At 57.1% G+C, this 16356-nt stretch carries 14 protein-coding genes; 8 read left to right on the top strand and 6 right to left on the bottom strand.

Annotated elements, in window-relative coordinates:
- The first annotated feature begins 7 nt into the window (after window positions 1-7).
- From parC to D5066_RS14735, 4 genes are all read left to right on the top strand, one after another.
- The gene (gene parC, locus D5066_RS14750) at window positions 8-2266 is read left to right on the top strand and encodes a DNA topoisomerase IV subunit A (protein ID WP_119916388.1); all 2259 of its coding nucleotides are present in this window, start codon (window positions 8-10) and stop codon (window positions 2264-2266) included.
- A gap of 162 nt (window positions 2267-2428) precedes the next feature.
- Window positions 2429-3166, top strand: a complete 738-nt coding sequence (plsC, locus tag D5066_RS14745; RefSeq protein ID WP_061097059.1) for a 1-acylglycerol-3-phosphate O-acyltransferase — start codon at window positions 2429-2431, stop codon at window positions 3164-3166.
- 58 nt (window positions 3167-3224) lie between these two features.
- On the top strand, window positions 3225-4637 hold the full coding sequence (ftsP, locus tag D5066_RS14740) for a cell division protein FtsP (protein ID WP_080328206.1): 1413 nt from the start codon (window positions 3225-3227) through the stop codon (window positions 4635-4637).
- 150 nt (window positions 4638-4787) lie between these two features.
- Window positions 4788-6962 carry a YgiQ family radical SAM protein gene (locus D5066_RS14735; protein WP_119916387.1) on the top strand — a complete coding sequence of 725 codons (2175 nt, stop codon included), beginning with the start codon at window positions 4788-4790 and terminating at the stop codon, window positions 6960-6962.
- Between the two features lie 85 nt (window positions 6963-7047).
- On the opposite strand, the gene dkgA is transcribed toward D5066_RS14735, so the two are convergent.
- Window positions 7048-7875, bottom strand: a complete 828-nt coding sequence (gene dkgA, locus D5066_RS14730; RefSeq protein WP_080328204.1) for a 2,5-didehydrogluconate reductase DkgA — start codon at window positions 7873-7875, stop codon at window positions 7048-7050.
- Window positions 7876-7980: 105 nt separating this feature from the next.
- Complete coding sequence (gene yqhD, locus D5066_RS14725; protein WP_119916386.1) at window positions 7981-9144, bottom strand: alcohol dehydrogenase; 1164 nt, start codon at window positions 9142-9144, stop codon at window positions 7981-7983.
- A 195-nt stretch (window positions 9145-9339) separates the two neighbouring features.
- Here yqhD and D5066_RS14720 point away from each other — a divergent pair, with 195 nt between their 5' ends.
- The gene (locus D5066_RS14720) at window positions 9340-10239 is read left to right on the top strand and encodes an AraC family transcriptional regulator (RefSeq protein ID WP_119916385.1); all 900 of its coding nucleotides are present in this window, start codon (window positions 9340-9342) and stop codon (window positions 10237-10239) included.
- A gap of 45 nt (window positions 10240-10284) precedes the next feature.
- Here D5066_RS14720 and yghB read toward each other — a convergent pair whose 3' ends face one another.
- A complete protein-coding gene (gene yghB, locus D5066_RS14715; protein WP_080328201.1) occupies window positions 10285-10944 on the bottom strand; it encodes a DedA family general envelope maintenance protein YghB in 660 nt (219 codons plus the stop codon).
- Window positions 10945-11086: 142 nt separating this feature from the next.
- Window positions 11087-12274, bottom strand: a complete 1188-nt coding sequence (gene metC, locus D5066_RS14710; RefSeq protein WP_080328200.1) for a cystathionine beta-lyase — start codon at window positions 12272-12274, stop codon at window positions 11087-11089.
- A 251-nt stretch (window positions 12275-12525) separates the two neighbouring features.
- On the opposite strand from metC, the gene exbB reads away from it, so the two are divergent.
- The 3 genes from exbB (at window position 12526) to D5066_RS14690 (ending at window position 15413) form a co-directional block, all read left to right on the top strand.
- The gene (gene exbB / locus D5066_RS14700; RefSeq protein WP_119916383.1) at window positions 12526-13257 is read left to right on the top strand and encodes a tol-pal system-associated acyl-CoA thioesterase; all 732 of its coding nucleotides are present in this window, start codon (window positions 12526-12528) and stop codon (window positions 13255-13257) included.
- 4 nt (window positions 13258-13261) lie between these two features.
- Entirely contained in the window at window positions 13262-13687 is a 426-nt protein-coding gene (exbD, locus tag D5066_RS14695; RefSeq protein ID WP_014885232.1) for a TonB system transport protein ExbD, read from the top strand.
- Window positions 13688-13961: 274 nt separating this feature from the next.
- The gene (locus D5066_RS14690) at window positions 13962-15413 is read left to right on the top strand and encodes a methyl-accepting chemotaxis protein (protein ID WP_119916382.1); all 1452 of its coding nucleotides are present in this window, start codon (window positions 13962-13964) and stop codon (window positions 15411-15413) included.
- On the opposite strand, the gene D5066_RS14685 is transcribed toward D5066_RS14690, so the two are convergent.
- Both D5066_RS14685 and D5066_RS14680 read right to left on the bottom strand, forming a co-directional pair.
- On the bottom strand, window positions 15410-15856 hold the full coding sequence (locus tag D5066_RS14685) for a cytoplasmic protein (protein ID WP_080328197.1): 447 nt from the start codon (window positions 15854-15856) through the stop codon (window positions 15410-15412). The two genes, D5066_RS14690 and D5066_RS14685, sit on opposite strands and share 4 nt — an antisense overlap.
- 1 nt (window position 15857) lies before the next feature.
- Window positions 15858-16262: a hypothetical protein gene (locus D5066_RS14680; protein WP_080328196.1), complete on the bottom strand. Its 405-nt coding sequence runs from the start codon at window positions 16260-16262 to the stop codon at window positions 15858-15860.
- Between the last annotated feature and the right edge of the window lie 94 nt (window positions 16263-16356).

Below are 16356 nucleotides of genomic sequence, written 5' to 3'. Positions count from 1 at the left end.
ACACGTAATGAGCGATATGGCAGAGCGCCTCGCGCTACATGAATTCACGGAAAACGCCTACCTGAACTACTCCATGTACGTCATCATGGACAGGGCGTTGCCGTTTATCGGGGATGGCCTGAAGCCCGTTCAGCGCCGCATCGTCTATGCGATGTCCGAACTGGGGCTGAACGCCACCGCCAAGTTCAAGAAATCCGCCCGTACCGTGGGTGACGTACTGGGTAAATACCATCCGCACGGCGACAGCGCCTGCTATGAAGCGATGGTATTGATGGCCCAGCCGTTCTCTTACCGCTACCCGCTGGTTGACGGGCAGGGGAACTGGGGTGCGCCGGACGATCCGAAATCCTTCGCGGCGATGCGTTATACCGAATCCCGCCTGTCCAAATACGCCGAAGTGCTGCTGGGCGAGCTGGGTCAGGGAACCGTTGACTGGGTGCCAAACTTCGACGGTACGCTGCAGGAGCCGAAGATGCTGCCCGCGCGTCTGCCAAACATCCTGCTGAATGGCACCACCGGTATCGCGGTCGGCATGGCGACGGATATTCCGCCGCACAACCTGCGTGAAGTGGCGAAAGCCGCCATCACCCTGATTGAGCAGCCAAAAACCTCGCTGGACGAGCTGCTGGATATCGTGCAGGGGCCAGACTATCCGACCGAAGCCGAGATCATCACCTCGCGCGCGGAAATCCGCAAAATTTACCAGAACGGTCGCGGCTCCGTGCGCATGCGCGCGGTGTGGAATAAAGAGGACGGCGCCGTGGTGATCACCGCGCTGCCGCACCAGGTTTCCGGTGCCAAAGTGCTGGAACAGATTGCCTCCCAGATGCGCAATAAAAAGCTGCCGATGGTGGACGACCTGCGCGACGAATCGGATCACGAGAACCCGACCCGTCTGGTTATCGTGCCGCGCTCCAACCGCGTGGACATGGAGCAGGTGATGAACCACCTGTTCGCCACCACCGATCTGGAAAAAAGCTACCGCATCAACCTGAATATGATTGGCCTCGACGGTCGCCCGGCGGTGAAAAACCTGCTGGAGATCCTCTCCGAATGGCTGACATTCCGCCGGGATACGGTGCGCCGTCGTCTGAACCATCGTCTGGAGAAAGTGCTTAAGCGCCTGCATATCCTCGAAGGTTTGCTGGTGGCGTTCCTCAATATCGACGAAGTGATCGAGATCATCCGCACCGAGGATGAGCCGAAGCCCGCGCTAATGTCGCGCTTTGGCATCAGCGAAACCCAGGCCGAAGCAATCCTCGAACTGAAGCTGCGCCATCTCGCCAAACTGGAAGAGATGAAGATCCGCGGCGAGCAGAACGATCTGGAAAAAGAGCGCGATCAGCTGCAGGCGATCCTCGCCTCCGAGCGCAAGATGAACACCCTGCTGAAGAAAGAGCTGCAGGCGGATGCCGATGCCTTCGGCGACGACCGTCGTTCTCCGCTGCACGAGCGCGAAGAAGCGAAGGCGATGAACGAGCACGACATGCAGCCGTCCGAGCCGGTGACGATTGTGCTGTCGCAGAGCGGCTGGGTGCGCAGCGCCAAAGGCCACGATATTGACGCGCCGGGCCTAAGCTACAAAGCGGGCGACAGCTTCAAAGCGGCGGTGAAAGGCAAGAGCAACCAGCCGGTGGCGTTTATCGACTCCACGGGCCGCAGCTACGCCATCGACCCGATTACGCTGCCTTCCGCGCGCGGCCAGGGCGAACCGCTCACCGGTAAGCTGACGCTGCCGCCGGGCGCAACGGTTGACCACATGCTGATGGAAGCCGACGACCAGAAGCTGCTGATGGCCTCCGATGCGGGTTACGGCTTTATCTGTACCTTTAACGACCTCGTGTCGCGTAACCGTGCCGGTAAGGCGCTGATCAGCCTGCCGGACAACGCCCACGTGATGGCGCCGCTGGTGATCGAGAATGAAAGCGATATGCTGCTGGCGATCACCTCTGCCGGACGTATGCTGATGTTCCCGGTCAGCGATCTGCCGGAGCTGTCGAAAGGTAAAGGCAACAAGATCATCAACATCCCGTCGGCGGAAGCCGCGAAAGGCGAAGATGGCCTGGCGCACCTCTTCCTTCTGCCGCCGCAGAGCACGCTGACTATTCACGTCGGCAAGCGTAAGATCAAACTGCGTCCGGAAGAGCTGCAGAAAGTGGTGGGCGAGCGCGGTCGTCGCGGTTCGCTGATGCGCGGTCTGCAGCGTATCGACCGCGTGGAGATTGATTCGCCTGCGCGCAGCAGCGCGGGTGACAGCGAAGAGTAATGTCGTAACACCCCCTCTGTCCGGAGGGGGTATTTCAATAAAATTTCCCGTAAAATCGTTGTTAATTCGTGCGTTGCGATTAACAATACGCGCTCGTAATAAAGTCCTTACCTGGCCACAGGTGAAGTATAATTGTCAGCTGTCAGGGCTTCAGAGGTCGCTATGCTATATATTGTTCGTCTAATTCTTACCGTTATCTACTGCATTCTGGTCTGTATTTTCGGCTCTATTTACTGCCTGTTCAGCCCGCGTAATCCGAAGCATGTTGCCACCTTTGGCCATATGTTCGGTCGCCTTGCGCCGCTGTTTGGTCTGAAGGTTGAAAAACGCCTGCCTGAAGGAGCGGAGAATTTCGGCAACGCCATCTATATCGCCAACCATCAGAACAACTACGATATGGTGACGGCCTCCAATATCGTTCTGCCGCCAACCGTGACGGTAGGGAAAAAAAGCCTGCTGTGGATCCCGTTTTTTGGCCAGCTGTACTGGCTGACCGGTAACCTGCTGATCGACCGTAACAACCGTGCAAAAGCGCACGGCACCATTGCGGAAGTGGTGAATCATTTTAAAAAGCGCAAAATATCCATCTGGATGTTCCCGGAAGGGACGCGCAGCCGCGGTCGCGGCCTGCTGCCGTTTAAAACCGGCGCGTTTCATGCCGCAATTGCGGCAGGTGTTCCAATTATTCCCGTGTGCGTTTCCAATACTTCTAATAAGATTAATCTTAACCGCCTGAATAATGGTCTGGTGATTGTCGAAATGCTGCCACCCGTCGATACCAGCAAATACGGTAAAGACCAGGTGCGCGAGCTGGCAGCGCACTGCCGCGAGCTGATGGCTCAGCATATTGCGCTGCTCGATAAAGAAGTCGCAGAAAGAGAAGCCGCCGGTAAGGTTTAATCCGGCGTTAAAGGGAAAACGAATTCCCGCGTTGTTAGTCGTTTCAGATGGAGCTTATATGTCACTCAGTCGGCGTCAGTTTATTCAGGCTTCGGGGATTGCCCTTTGTGCGGGTGCGATGCCGCTGACAGCCAGCGCCGCCGGGCAGCAACAGCCGCTGCCCATTCCGCCGTTGATCGAATCCCGTCGCGGGCAGCCGCTTTTCCTCACGCTTCAGCGCAGCCACTGGTCATTTACCCAGGGCACGCGCGCGCCGGTGTGGGGCATCAACGGGCGCTACCTCGGGCCGACCATCCGCGTGTGGAACGGCGATGACGTTAAGCTCATTTACAGCAACCGTACGGCTGAAAATGTCGCCATGACCATCAGCGGCTTACAGGTTCCTGGCCCGCTGATTGGCGGCGCGGCGCGAATGATGTCCCCCAATGCTGACTGGGCGCCCGTCCTGCCGATCCGCCAGAGCGCGGCAACCCTGTGGTATCACGCCAACACCCCTAACCGTACGGCGCAGCAGGTCTATAACGGTCTGGCCGGCATGTGGCTGGTGGAAGATGAGATCAGTAAATCGCTGCCGATCCCGAACCACTACGGTGTGGATGATTTCCCGGTCATTATTCAGGACAAACGTCTGGATAACTTCGGCACGCCGGAGTACAGCGAGCCGGGCAGCGGTGGCTTCGTCGGCGATACCCTGCTGGTTAACGGCGCGCAAAGTCCGTACGTGGAAGTGTCCCGTGGCTGGGTGCGCCTGCGCCTGCTCAACGCCTCTAACTCGCGTCGCTATCAGCTGCAGATGAGCGATGGCCGTCCGCTGCACGTGATCTCCGGCGACCAGGGCTTTTTACCCGCGCCGGTCTCCGTGAAACAGCTGGCGCTGGCACCGGGAGAGCGCCGTGAAATTCTGGTGGATATGACCAACGGGGATGAAGTCTCCGTCACCTGTGGTGAAGCCGCGAGCATCGTTGACCGTATTCGCGGGTTCTTTGAGCCGTCGAGCATTCTGGTCTCCACGCTGGTGTTAACCCTGCGTCCAACCGGCCTGCTGCCGCTGGTCACCGACAGCCTGCCGATGCGCCTGCTGCCGCAGGAGATCATGAGCGGTTCGCCGGTGCGCAGCCGTGATATCAGCCTGGGCGACGATCCGGGCATCAACGGCGCCCTGTGGGATGTGAACCGCATTGATATTACCGCTCAGCAAGGAACCTGGGAGCGCTGGACGGTGCGTTCAGATATGCCGCAGTCGTTCCATATTGAAGGGGTGTCATTCCTAATCCGCAACGTTAACGGCGCGATGCCGTTCCCGGAAGACCGCGGCTGGAAAGATACCGTCTGGGTGGACGGCCAGGTTGAACTGCTCGTCTACTACGGTCAGCCTTCGTGGCCGCACTTCCCGTTCCTGTTCCACAGCCAGACGCTGGAGATGATGGACAGGGGCTCCGTGGGGCAGATGCTGGTGAATCCGGCACCGTAAAACGAGTCGGGTGGCGGCTTCGCCTTACCCGACCTACAGGCCGTAGGCCCGGTTAGCGTAGCGCCACCGGGCAATAAATACCCCTTCATTTCCCACATTGATCCAGCGTATAATCCCGCTCCTTTTGTCTATTTTTTCTTCGGAAGCACTATGAGCGCAATTTCCCTGATCCAGCCGGATCGTGACCTCTTCTCCTGGCCCCAGTACTGGGCGGCCTGCTTTGGACCGGCGCCGTTCCTGCCGATGTCCCGGGAAGAGATGGACCAACTGGGCTGGGACAGCTGCGATATCATTCTGGTCACGGGCGATGCCTACGTTGACCACCCGAGCTTCGGCATGGCCATCTGTGGCCGCATGCTCGAAGCGCAGGGCTTCCGCGTGGGGATCATCTCCCAGCCCGACTGGAACAGCAAAGACGATTTTATGCGTCTGGGGAAACCCAACCTGTTCTTTGGCGTGACCGCCGGTAACATGGACTCGATGATCAACCGCTATACCGCCGACCGTAAGCTGCGCCATGACGACGCCTATACCCCGGATAACGTGGCGGGCAAACGCCCTGACCGCGCAACGCTGGTCTATACCCAGCGCTGTAAAGAAGCCTGGAAAGACGTGCCGGTGATCCTGGGCGGAATCGAGGCAAGCCTGCGCCGCACCGCGCACTACGACTACTGGTCAGATACCGTGCGCCGCTCGGTGCTGGTGGACTCCAAGGCTGACATGCTTATTTACGGTAACGGCGAGCGTCCGCTGGTGGAAGTGGCGCACCGTCTGTCGCAGGGCGAGCCGGTGAGCAGCATCCGCGACGTGCGCAACACCGCGATCATGGTGAAAGAGGCGCTGCCGGGCTGGCGCGGGGTGGATTCCCGCATCATCGATATGCCGGGCAAAATCGACCCGATCCCGCACCCGTACGGTGAAGATCTGCCGTGTGCCGATAACAAACCGGTAGAGCCAAAGAAAGCGGAAGCGAAGGCTATCGTTGTGCAGCCGCCGCGCCCGAAGCCGTGGGAAAAGACCTATGTGCTGCTCCCGTCCTACGAGAAGGTGAAAGCCGATAAAGTGCTCTACGCGCATGCGTCCCGTATTCTGCACCATGAAACCAACCCGGGCTGCGCCCGCGCGTTGATGCAGAAGCACGGCGAGCGCTTCATCTGGATCAACCCGCCAGCCATTCCGCTTTCCACCGAAGAGATGGACAGCGTCTTTGCGCTGCCGTACAAGCGTGTGCCGCACCCGGCATACGGCAACGCCCGTATCCCGGCGTATGAGATGATCCGCTTCTCGATCAACATTATGCGCGGCTGCTTCGGCGGGTGTTCGTTCTGCTCTATTACCGAGCATGAAGGGCGTATTATCCAGAGCCGCTCTGAAGATTCGATCATCAACGAGATCGAAGCCATTCGCGACTCGGTGCCGGGCTTTACCGGCGTGATCTCCGATCTTGGTGGCCCAACCGCGAACATGTATATGCTGCGCTGCAAGTCGCCGCGCGCGGAGCAGACCTGCCGCCGTCTCTCCTGCGTCTACCCGAGCATTTGCGAGCACATGGACACTAACCACGAGCCGACGATCAACCTCTACCGCCGCGCGCGCGACCTGAAGGGGATCAAGAAGATCCTGATTGCCTCCGGGGTGCGTTACGACATCGCCGTGGAAGATCCGCGCTACATCAAAGAGCTGGCGACGCACCACGTCGGCGGCTACCTGAAGATTGCGCCGGAGCACACCGAAGAAGGCCCGCTGTCGAAGATGATGAAGCCGGGCATGGGCAGCTATGACCGCTTTAAAGAGCTGTTCGACACCTATTCGAAGCAGGCGGGTAAAGAGCAGTATCTGATCCCGTACTTTATCTCTGCGCACCCGGGCACGCGTGACGAGGACATGGTGAACCTGGCGCTGTGGCTGAAGCAGCGTCGCTTCCGTCTGGATCAGGTGCAGAACTTCTATCCGTCACCGCTCGCCAACTCGACGACCATGTATTACACCGGCAAGAACCCGCTGAGTAAGATTGGCTATAAGAGTGAAGAGGTGGTGGTGCCGAAAGGGGATAAACAGCGTCGTCTGCATAAGGCGCTGCTGCGTTATCATGATCCGAAAAACTGGCCGCTGATCCGCCAGGCGCTGGAAGAGATGGGTAAAAAACACCTGATCGGCTCGCGCCGCGACTGCCTGGTTCCGGCCCCGACGCTGGATGAGATGCGCGAAGCGCGTCGCCAGAACCGCAATACGCGCCCGGCGCTGACCAAGCACACGCCGATTGTGCATCAGCGTTCGAATGGTGGGACAGCGCCGAAGAAGAGTGTAAAACGTAAGATCGGTTAAACCGATTGCCCGGTGGCGCGTCGCTTACCGGGCCTACGCTCTGACTGGTAGGCCGGGTAAGGCGAAGCCGCCACCCGGCTTTTTACTAACCGCCAAACTGGTCCGGATCCGGCCCTAAACGCTTGCCCTTATCCAGCTTCGCAATTTCACCCAGCTCGTCTTTGTCCAGACGGAAATCCCAGACGTCGAAGTTCTCGGCGATGCGCGACGGCGTGACCGATTTCGGGATCACCACCAGGCCATTGTCCAGATGCCAGCGAATGACGATCTGCGCCGGGGTTTTGCCGTATTTATCCGCCAGGTCGCGGATGATTTTCTGATCGAACACGCCTTCACCGCCCTGCGCCAGCGGGCTCCAGGACTCGGTCTGGATCTTGTGGGTGGCGTTCCAGGCGTGAAGCTGGCGCTGCTGCATCAGCGGGTGCAGCTCGATCTGGTTAATCACCGGTGCGACGCCCGTTTCGTCAATCAGACGCTGCAGGTGATGCACCTGGAAGTTACAGACGCCGATGCTTTTCACCAGCCCCTCTTTCTGCAGGTCAATCATCCCTTTCCAGGCGTCAACATAGTGATCGATAGCCGGAACCGGCCAGTGCATCAGGTACAGATCGACGAAATCGAGCTGGAGTTTCTCCAGGCTCTCCTGCAACGCTTCGCGGGGGCGCTTTTGATCGTCGTTCCACAGTTTAGTGGTGATGAACAGTTCATCGCGGGGGACGCCGGCGCTGGCCAGTGCGGTCCCCACGCCGTCCTCGTTTTTGTACGCGGCGGCGGTATCAATCGACCGATAGCCGACTTCCAGGGCTTTATGAATGGCGGAGACGACCTCGTCGTTACCGGCTTTCCATACACCTAGCCCCAGTTGGGGCATCACGTTGCCGTCCTGCAGCTTGATTACGGTTTGGTTTGCCATTTTTCCTCCTTCAGGTGCGCATCGCCGGAGGGGGACTCCGGCGATGGGGTGTGCATTAAGTCTGGACGAAATGTCAAAAAACGAAAGTCGGGAGGGCAAAAACGCTTAGCGTGCCGCTTCGTAGATACGACGGCTCACGTCCAGCGTAATGTCCCCGTGCTCGCCCAGCTGGGTCATGCCGTGCGCTTCGAGTTTCGCCAGCAGGGCAGGGATGGAACTGCCGTCCAGGCCGTAGCCGGACAGACGCGTTGGTACGCCCAGGCTCTCAAAGAAGTTACGGGTCGCTTCGATGGCGGCATCAATACGCGCGTCGTCAGAACCCTCGGTGATGTTCCACACGCGCTCGGCGTACTGCAGCAATTTGGCGCGCTTTGCATCACGTTTTTCGTTCCACAGCGCAGGCAGAACAACGGCCAGCGTCTGAGCGTGATCGAGGCCGTGCATCGCCGTCAGCTCGTGGCCGAGCATATGGGTCGCCCAGTCCTGCGGCACGCCAGCGCCGATCAGACCGTTCAGCGCCTGCGTCGCGGCCCACATGACGTTCGCGCGAACGTCGTAGTTTTCCGGCTCTTTCAGCGCTTTCGGACCTTCCTCAATCAGCGTCAGCAGAATGCCTTCCGCGAAGCGATCCTGAATTTTGGCATTGACCGGATACGTTACGTACTGCTCAACGGTATGAACAAAGGCATCGACCACGCCGTTCGCCACCTGACGTGCGGGCAGGGTGTAGGTGTAAACCGGGTCCAGGATCGCGAACACAGGCTGAACGTGTTCGTTCATGAAGGCCTGCTTATCGCCGGTGGTTTTACGGGAGATCACCGCGCCCTTGTTGGATTCAGAGCCGGTGGCCGGCAGGGTCAGCACGGAGCCCATCGGGATTGCGCTTTTAATGTCGCTGCCGCGGGTTTCCAGAATGTGCCACGGGTCAACGCCGTCAGCGTAGTGCGCTGCCGCCGCGATGAACTTGGTGCCGTCCAGTACGGAGCCGCCGCCGACGGCCAGCAGGAAGGTAATGTTCTCTTCTCGGGCGATTTTCACCGCGTTCATCAGCGTTTCATAAGAGGGGTTTGGCTCGATGCCGCCGAACTCACGCACGTCCAGACCGTCCAGGGCGCTGTAAACCTGATCCAGCACGCCGGTTTTTTTCACGCTGCCGCCGCCGTAGGTGATCAGCACGCGGGCGTCCGCAGGGATCTGCGCGCGCAGGTCGGCGATGGCGTCTTTACCAAACAGAATGCGGGTTGGGGTGTGAAGATTAAAGTTGTTCATTGCTCGTTCCCTTTAGTGGGTGAAAAACCGTGGTGGCGCGGGTGGCTACCTGATGCTGCTCATTGTGGCCGCCCGGCGCTATCCTCTCAATGCACATTCCTGCCGATGTCTTGCCCATTTCTACAGAGCGCTGGAGAAAGCGCGGAAAAGCACGCACACTGTCAACGTCGGAAACCGTACCCGGAGTAACGCTAAATGAACCGCGAAGCAATCTGCCGTCAGCTCACGGCGCAGATTAAACGACTGATGGATAAAGAAAATGGCGTCAGCAATCTGCTGCCAGACATTCGCCTGCTCTATGGCACGCAGCCCGGGACGCGTACGCCGGTGATGTACCAGCCGGGCATCGTTTTTCTCTTTTCGGGCCATAAAATTGGCTATATCAACGAGCGTGTATTCCGCTACGACACCAATGAATACCTGCTCCTGACAGTACCTTTACCCTTCGAATGTGAAACCTTCGCGACAGAGGCGGTTCCGCTGGCCGGTATTCGCGTCAACGTCGATATTCTTCAGCTGCAGGAGCTGCTGATGGAGATTGGCGAAGACGAGCTTTTTCAGCCGTCGATGGCCTCAAGCGGGATTAACTCGGCAACGCTGTCGGAAGAGATCCTCTGCGCGATAGAGCGCCTGCTGGATGTGATGGAGAGGCCGCTGGACGCGCGTATTCTGGGTAAGCAAATCATCCGCGAAATTCTCTATCACGTGCTGCTGGGGCCGGGTGGCGGGGCACTACTGGCGCTGGTCAGTCGACAGACCCACTTCAGCCTGATAAGCCGCGTGCTTAAGCGTATCGAAAGTCAGTACACGGAAAACCTCAGCGTCGACCAGCTGGCGGCGGAAGCGAACATGAGCGTCTCGGCGTTTCACCATAACTTTAAATCGGTGACCAGCACCTCGCCGCTGCAGTACCTCAAAACCTACCGGTTGCATAAGGCGCGGATGCTGATGATCCACGACGGCATGAAGGCCAGCGCGGCGGCAATGCGGGTGGGGTACGAAAGTGCCTCGCAGTTCAGTCGGGAGTTTAAGCGCTATTTCGGCGTTACGCCGGGAGAAGATGCGTCGCGCATCCGAACGATGCAGGGAGCGTAGGCTTTTTCCCCTCTCCCTTATGGGGAGAGGGTCAGGGTGAGGGGGTCAGGCGCTGCAGTATTTTTTCTTAATCACCACCGCAATCGTCCCCACCAGCCCTGCGACCAGCAGGAATATCGGCAGCACCATCAGGAAGGTCATCACCTGATCTTCATGGTGCTTCACAAAGGGGATCATGTTCAGCGCGTAGCCGAGGGTGGTTACCACGCCAACCCACAGCAGGGCGCTCAGCCAGTTGAAGAACTGGAAGCGGCGGTTGGAGAGGCCGGAAATGCCCGCCATCGTCGGCAGAAGCGTGCGAACGAAAGCGAGGAAACGCCCGGCCAGCAGCGCCAGCAGGCCATGCCTGTCGAACATGCAGGTCGCGCGTTGATGATACTTATGCGGCAACTGCGCCAGCCAGCCTTTCACGACGCGCGTGTTGCCCAGCCAGCGGCCCTGTAAATAGCTCAGCCAGCAGCCCAGGCTGGCGGCTGACGTGAGGATCACCATCGTCGGCGTGAAGTCCATCACCCCCTTGCCGATTAACGCGCCTGCGAGCAGAAGCAGGCTATCACCGGGGAGGAACGAGGCTGGCAGTAATCCATTTTCCAGAAACAGCGTCGCGAACATCACGAAGTAAACAATCCCCACGACGTGCGGATCCGCCAGCGCGGCAAAATCGTGTTGCCAGAGCGCCGCAATAATATCTTGAATAACAGCCATGGACTTTCCTGTGGAACAGCAGATATAACGCTATTGTACTCCTGAATTGGCTCGCTGGGGTTGATCGCGGACGCAACTCATGCAGACTTTTCTGCTTGCAGTGTTCACGAAAACGTCCAGGAGTACATTTTCAGCCTGCACTCTACACGATACGTTCAAACCCTGCTGACAAATCCGCAATTAAATCGTCCACACTTTCTAAACCGATATGCAATCTAATCAGCGTGCCGCTGAAGTCGACCTCACCGCCCGGGCGCAGGGCCGCAATTTGCTCCGGCTGGTTAGGCAGGATCAGGGATTCAAAGCCGCCCCAGGAGTAGGCCATGCTGAAGAGGGTAAAGTTATCCAGATAGCTTGCCAGCTCGTCATTACTCAGCCGTTTATTCAGCACGAACGAGAACAGCCCGCTGCTGCCCGTAAAGTCACGTTGCCAGAATTCGTGGCCTTTGCTGCCCGGTAACGCGGGGTGATTCACGCGTTCAACCTGCGGATGCTGCGCCAGCCACTCAGCGATTTTCAGGCTACTTTCATGATGCTGACGCAGGCGAACTCCCAGCGTGCGGAGACCGCGGCTGGTCATGTAGGCCGTGTCTGCGTCGACCATCTGCCCCATCAGATAGGCGTTTTCCCGCAGCTGGTCCCAGCAGCGCGCGTTGGAAACCGCGGTGCCAATCATGCCGTCCGAATGGCCGATCAGGTATTTGGTTGCCGCCTGAATCGAGATATCAATGTCGAATTCCAGCGCCTTAAACAGCACGCCCGCCGCCCAGGTGTTATCGATCATGATGATGGCTTCTGGCGCTTTGCTGCGCACGGCCTTCACGATAGCGGGGACGTCATGCACTTCCATGGTGATGGAGCCGGGAGATTCCAGGAACACAATGCGCGTGTTTGGCTGAATAAGTTCGGCAATGCCTGCCCCAATCAGCGGGTCGAACCAGCCGGTGGTCACGCCGAGCTTGCTGAGGATTTTGGTGCAGAAATCCTGGCTTGGCTCGTAGGCGGTGTTGGTCATCAGGATATGGTCACCCTGTTCCACAAACGCCAGAATAGTGTTAGCCACCGCCGCCGCACCGCACGGGAACAGCGCGCAGCCCGCACCGCCCTCCAGCTCGCACATCGCTTCCTGGAGTGAAAAATGGGTTAGCGTGCCGCGACGGCCATAAAACAGCCCGCCTTTTGCGCGGTTACGCGTGGCGATTTTTTTATCCTCAACGGTGTCAAACACCAGCGAGGAGGCGCGTTGAATCACGCTGTTGACCGATCCCTGCGTGTATTTCTTGCTGCGTCCCGCCTGCACCAGCGTGGTATCAAGATGCTTTTTTGTCATGTTCGCTAACCCTGTTTTTATACGTCTGGACGTCCAGACTACCACGATTGTAAAAATCTGCACCCGCAGGCTTATCGAATAAGCAGAAAATATTAGCAAAAATGAGCATAAGAAATTTTTACTGCGTAAGCGCAAGGAAAGTGAGCGAAAATTGCGGCACTATGTAAATACTAATGAGAACTACTATCAATTCGACGACGTTTTGATATTATTACGCTCAGAATTTGTGATTTGCGTCCTGGAGATACAGAGTGGGTAATAATTTGATGCAGACGGATCTTTCCGTTTGGGGCATGTACCATCATGCTGACATCGTGGTTAAGATTGTGATGATCGGCCTGATTCTGGCGTCCGTTGTCACCTGGGCTATTTTCTTCAGCAAAAGCGCCGAGCTGCTTTCGCAGAAGCGTCGCCTTAAGCGGGAACAGCAGCAGCTGGCTGAAGCCCGCACTCTGGATCAGGCTTCTGATATGACCTCATCCTTCCACGCAAAAAGCCTGACCACCCTGTTAGTGAACGAAGCGCAGAACGAGCTGGAACTCTCCGCAGGCAGTGAAGATAACGAAGGCATTAAAGAGCGTACCGGCTTCCGCCTGGAGCGTCGCGTCGCTGCCGTTGGCCGACATATGGGGCGCGGTAATGGTTATCTGGCGACGATCGGTGCGATCTCGCCGTTTATCGGTCTTTTCGGTACCGTCTGGGGCATTATGAACAGCTTCATCGGCATCGCACAGACGCAGACCACCAACCTGGCGGTGGTTGCGCCGGGCATCGCAGAAGCGCTGCTGGCAACGGCGATCGGCCTGGTCGCGGCGATTCCGGCGGTGGTTATCTATAACATCTTCGCGCGTATGATTGGCAGCTACAAAGCGACCCTCGGCGACGTCGCCGCGCAGGTTCTGCTGCTGCAAAGCCGCGATCTTGACCTGAACGCCAGCGGCGCTAAGCCGGTGCACGCGGCGTCCAAACTGCGCGTAGGTTAAAGTTATGGCGATGCGTCTAAACGAAAATCTGGACGATAACGGCGAAATGCATGAAATCAACGTGACGCCGTTTATCGACGTCATGCTGGTTCTGCTGATTATCTTTATGGTGGCAGCACCTCTGGCGACGGTGGACGTGAAGGTAAACCTGCCTGCCTCCTCCAGCCAGCCGCAGCCGCGCCCGGAAAAGCCTATCTATCTGTCGGTAAAAGCGGATAAATCGATGTTCCTGGGCAACGACCCGGTTACGGATGCTTCCGTTATTCCGGCGCTGGACCAGCTTACTGGCGGCAAGAAAGACACCACCGTCTTCTTCCGGGCGGACAAAACCGTAGACTATGAAACCATGATGAAGGTAATGGACACGCTGCATCAGGCGGGTTATCTGAAGATTGGTCTGGTCGGCGAAGAGAAAGCGGCCAAAAAATAGAAAAGAAGCTGGCGAAAGCCGGCTTTTTTGTTTGTTGCTACGCTAAATTTTTATTATTTTCTGCTGTATATCCTCACCCTTCATATTTCTTAATCAATAAAGCCACGATTAATAATCTGTTGATAGTTAAGTAAATATCAATATTCTCCTGCACCATAAAAATATATCTTTTGCTGAAATGACGTCGTGGAATATACCCACTACGCTTATAACAGATAATAAAAACATACCTTCTTTGAAGGGTTTAATTCACCTGCACAGCAAGAGACTCCCTATGGCTATCACGACAGGGCTGCGTCCTCACGCGCCAGCACGCGATCTTATCTCCTTAACGGCAATCCGTCGGCGTGCCGACCGTTTAATTCTGGTTCTGGTCTGGGCGCTATGGGCCGTATCGCTCGGGGTGGGCTATATGAATGACAATCTGGTTCAGGGGGCGACGGCCGGGACTCTGCTGGCGCTCTTTTCCACGGTGATGACGCTATGCTTCCCGGGCGCTCTGCTGCTGCATCTGAGTTCTGCGTTTGTGCTGATGGCCTTTTCCGCGCTGCTGATCCATCTGGGGGAGGGGGAGACCGAATACCATTTCTCTGTTTTCGTCCTGCTCTCCGCATTGCTGGCCTGGCGGGACTGGCGGCCCCTGGTGATGGGGGCTGCGGTCATCGCATTACACCATTTGATATTTAACTATCTGCAGGAAAACGATCTCTATGGTGTCGTGGTTTTCACCCACACGGGCTTTCATATGGTGGTGTTCCACGGGCTGTTTGTGGTGGCTCAGACCGCTATCCTGGTTCTGCTGGCGGTGAGAATGGAGCAGGATGCCCGCTCGGCGAGCGAGGTGGCAAGCCTTGCGGGCGTGATCAACCGCGAACCGGGATATCTGACGCTCGCCGTCGATGCGATGCCCGCCGAGTCCCCTTTTGCGCGCACGTTTAGCCTGACGCTTGGCACCATGCGGTCCACGCTTGAACAGGTCAGCGCTAACATTGGGCAATTGCTGGAGGCGTCGCGTGCGCTGGGTCAGCGCAATAACGCGCTGTCGGAACGCACCGAACATCAGGCAAGTTCGCTGGCAACGGCAGCCAGCGCTATGGAACAGCTCAGAGCGGTTGCCACCCTGACCAGCGAAAAGGCCAGCCTTGTAAGAGAGGTAGCCCTCAGCACCAGTCACGTGGCGGAGCAGGGCGGCAACAACGTACGTCAGGCGATCGCGGCGATGGAGCAGATCCGCGAGGAGTCGCAGCGCATCTACGCCATTCTGGAGTTGATTGACGGCATCGCGTTCCAGACGAATATTCTGTCGCTCAACGCCTCGGTCGAAGCTGCCAGAGCGGGTGAGCACGGCAAAGGGTTTGCGGTGGTGGCCTCTGAAGTGCGCATGCTGGCCCAGCGCAGTGAGGGGGCGGCAAAAGATATCCGCCAGCTTCTGACCGCATCGCAGGCGACCACGCAGCATGGCGTCGAGCAGGTGGAGCACGCCGGGTTAACGATGAGGTCGATCATTGAGAGCATCGAAGGGCTTCGCTCCCTGCTGGAAGAGCTTTCGCAGATGAGCGAACAACAGCGGGCGAGCATTGCGCAGATGAACGACAGTATTGCCAGCATTGATGCCAGCGTGCAGGAGAACGTGCGTCACGTAGCGCAAACGTTGCAGGTTGCGGAGCAGCAGCGTCAGCAGACGGGTCAGTTAAAAGAGGCGATTGCCGTATTCAGATTTAATTAGCTTTGCGGTGTTGAGGAGGCGCTGGCGTCAACTGCCAGCGCATCTTCATCGAGCGCAACGCAGGTGACGTTTGAAGTCCGGTACTTTCCCTCTGACAGTTTGCGCGTCAGCCGCAGGGTGGCGGTTTCTCTGGCAAGCAGATATTGGTAGTTGGCCTCAAGGCGTCCCAGTAGCTTCTCTTTCAGCTCGGGTCGTTGCTCAATGATGGTGTTCATCACGGCACCGTAAATCTCTTCTTTGACCTGCAGGGGATAAATCTCGCGGCGATTCTGCCATTTCAGACGCACCAGCGTGGCCGGGATCGATACCAGATCCTGGGTAATACGCGTCATCTCGTCATTTTTAGTGTTTCTTAAGGCTTCGAGATTTTGCTTTAAGATAAATTCATCACTTTTTTTATCATCTAAAGTCAAATAAACGTCGTTATCTTTAACTTCTTTCACGTTAATCTTCCCCCAGGGTATAAAAAATAGGGTTGTTTTTCTCGCGCGTAATTAGATTAAGCCAAATTTCATTGCCCGCTTCATTTATTTCTTTTGTTTTTTCGGCCATTATTTGACTGAGTTTCTGGGCATCTATTTCGCCTTCAGCCTGCAGGTCATTCAGCAGATGGACGAACGCTTCAATTTTGATAGCGCGAAATAAGCGATCTTTTATATGGCGATCGTGCTCTTCCAGCAGCATATTACGGGATTTGCCGGTGCTGGAGACGCCAATTAATATATCAGGTTCGAAATCAGAGAGTTTTCTTTTCCCCTGAGTGAAACTCGCCTTTTTTTCTGCTTCCGTCGGTTGCTGTTCCACAGGCGCAATGTGGTACTTAGCCGGGACGAGATAGTCGGGCAGCATTTTTAATTTCCTTTAATTTCAACAGGGTGGGGTTGGTAAAGGCGTGAGATTCGTTGACAATATCATGAGGCAATTTTAAAATCAAAAAAAATGG

It is taken from the genome of Enterobacter chuandaensis, from assembly GCF_003594915.1.
Classification (GTDB): Bacteria; Pseudomonadota; Gammaproteobacteria; order Enterobacterales; family Enterobacteriaceae; genus Enterobacter; species Enterobacter chuandaensis.
Note: the sequence above shows the minus strand (reverse complement) of the source record. Positions and strands in the feature narration are given on the sequence as shown.

Bases quoted from the DNA above. Each gene is read 5' to 3' on its own strand.
- parC (WP_119916388.1), top strand. From the start codon at position 8: ATGAGCGATATGGCAGAGCGCCTCGCGCTACATGAATTCACGGAAAAC.
- plsC (WP_061097059.1), top strand. From the start codon at position 2,429: ATGCTATATATTGTTCGTCTAATTCTTACCGTTATCTACTGCATTCTG.
- ftsP (WP_080328206.1), top strand. From the start codon at position 3,225: ATGTCACTCAGTCGGCGTCAGTTTATTCAGGCTTCGGGGATTGCCCTT.
- D5066_RS14735 (WP_119916387.1), top strand. From the start codon at position 4,788: ATGAGCGCAATTTCCCTGATCCAGCCGGATCGTGACCTCTTCTCCTGG.
- dkgA (WP_080328204.1), bottom strand. From the start codon at position 7,875: ATGGCAAACCAAACCGTAATCAAGCTGCAGGACGGCAACGTGATGCCC.
- yqhD (WP_119916386.1), bottom strand. From the start codon at position 9,144: ATGAACAACTTTAATCTTCACACCCCAACCCGCATTCTGTTTGGTAAA.
- D5066_RS14720 (WP_119916385.1), top strand. From the start codon at position 9,340: ATGAACCGCGAAGCAATCTGCCGTCAGCTCACGGCGCAGATTAAACGA.
- yghB (WP_080328201.1), bottom strand. From the start codon at position 10,944: ATGGCTGTTATTCAAGATATTATTGCGGCGCTCTGGCAACACGATTTT.
- metC (WP_080328200.1), bottom strand. From the start codon at position 12,274: ATGACAAAAAAGCATCTTGATACCACGCTGGTGCAGGCGGGACGCAGC.
- exbD (WP_014885232.1), top strand. From the start codon at position 13,262: ATGGCGATGCGTCTAAACGAAAATCTGGACGATAACGGCGAAATGCAT.
- D5066_RS14690 (WP_119916382.1), top strand. From the start codon at position 13,962: ATGGCTATCACGACAGGGCTGCGTCCTCACGCGCCAGCACGCGATCTT.
- D5066_RS14680 (WP_080328196.1), bottom strand. From the start codon at position 16,262: ATGCTGCCCGACTATCTCGTCCCGGCTAAGTACCACATTGCGCCTGTG.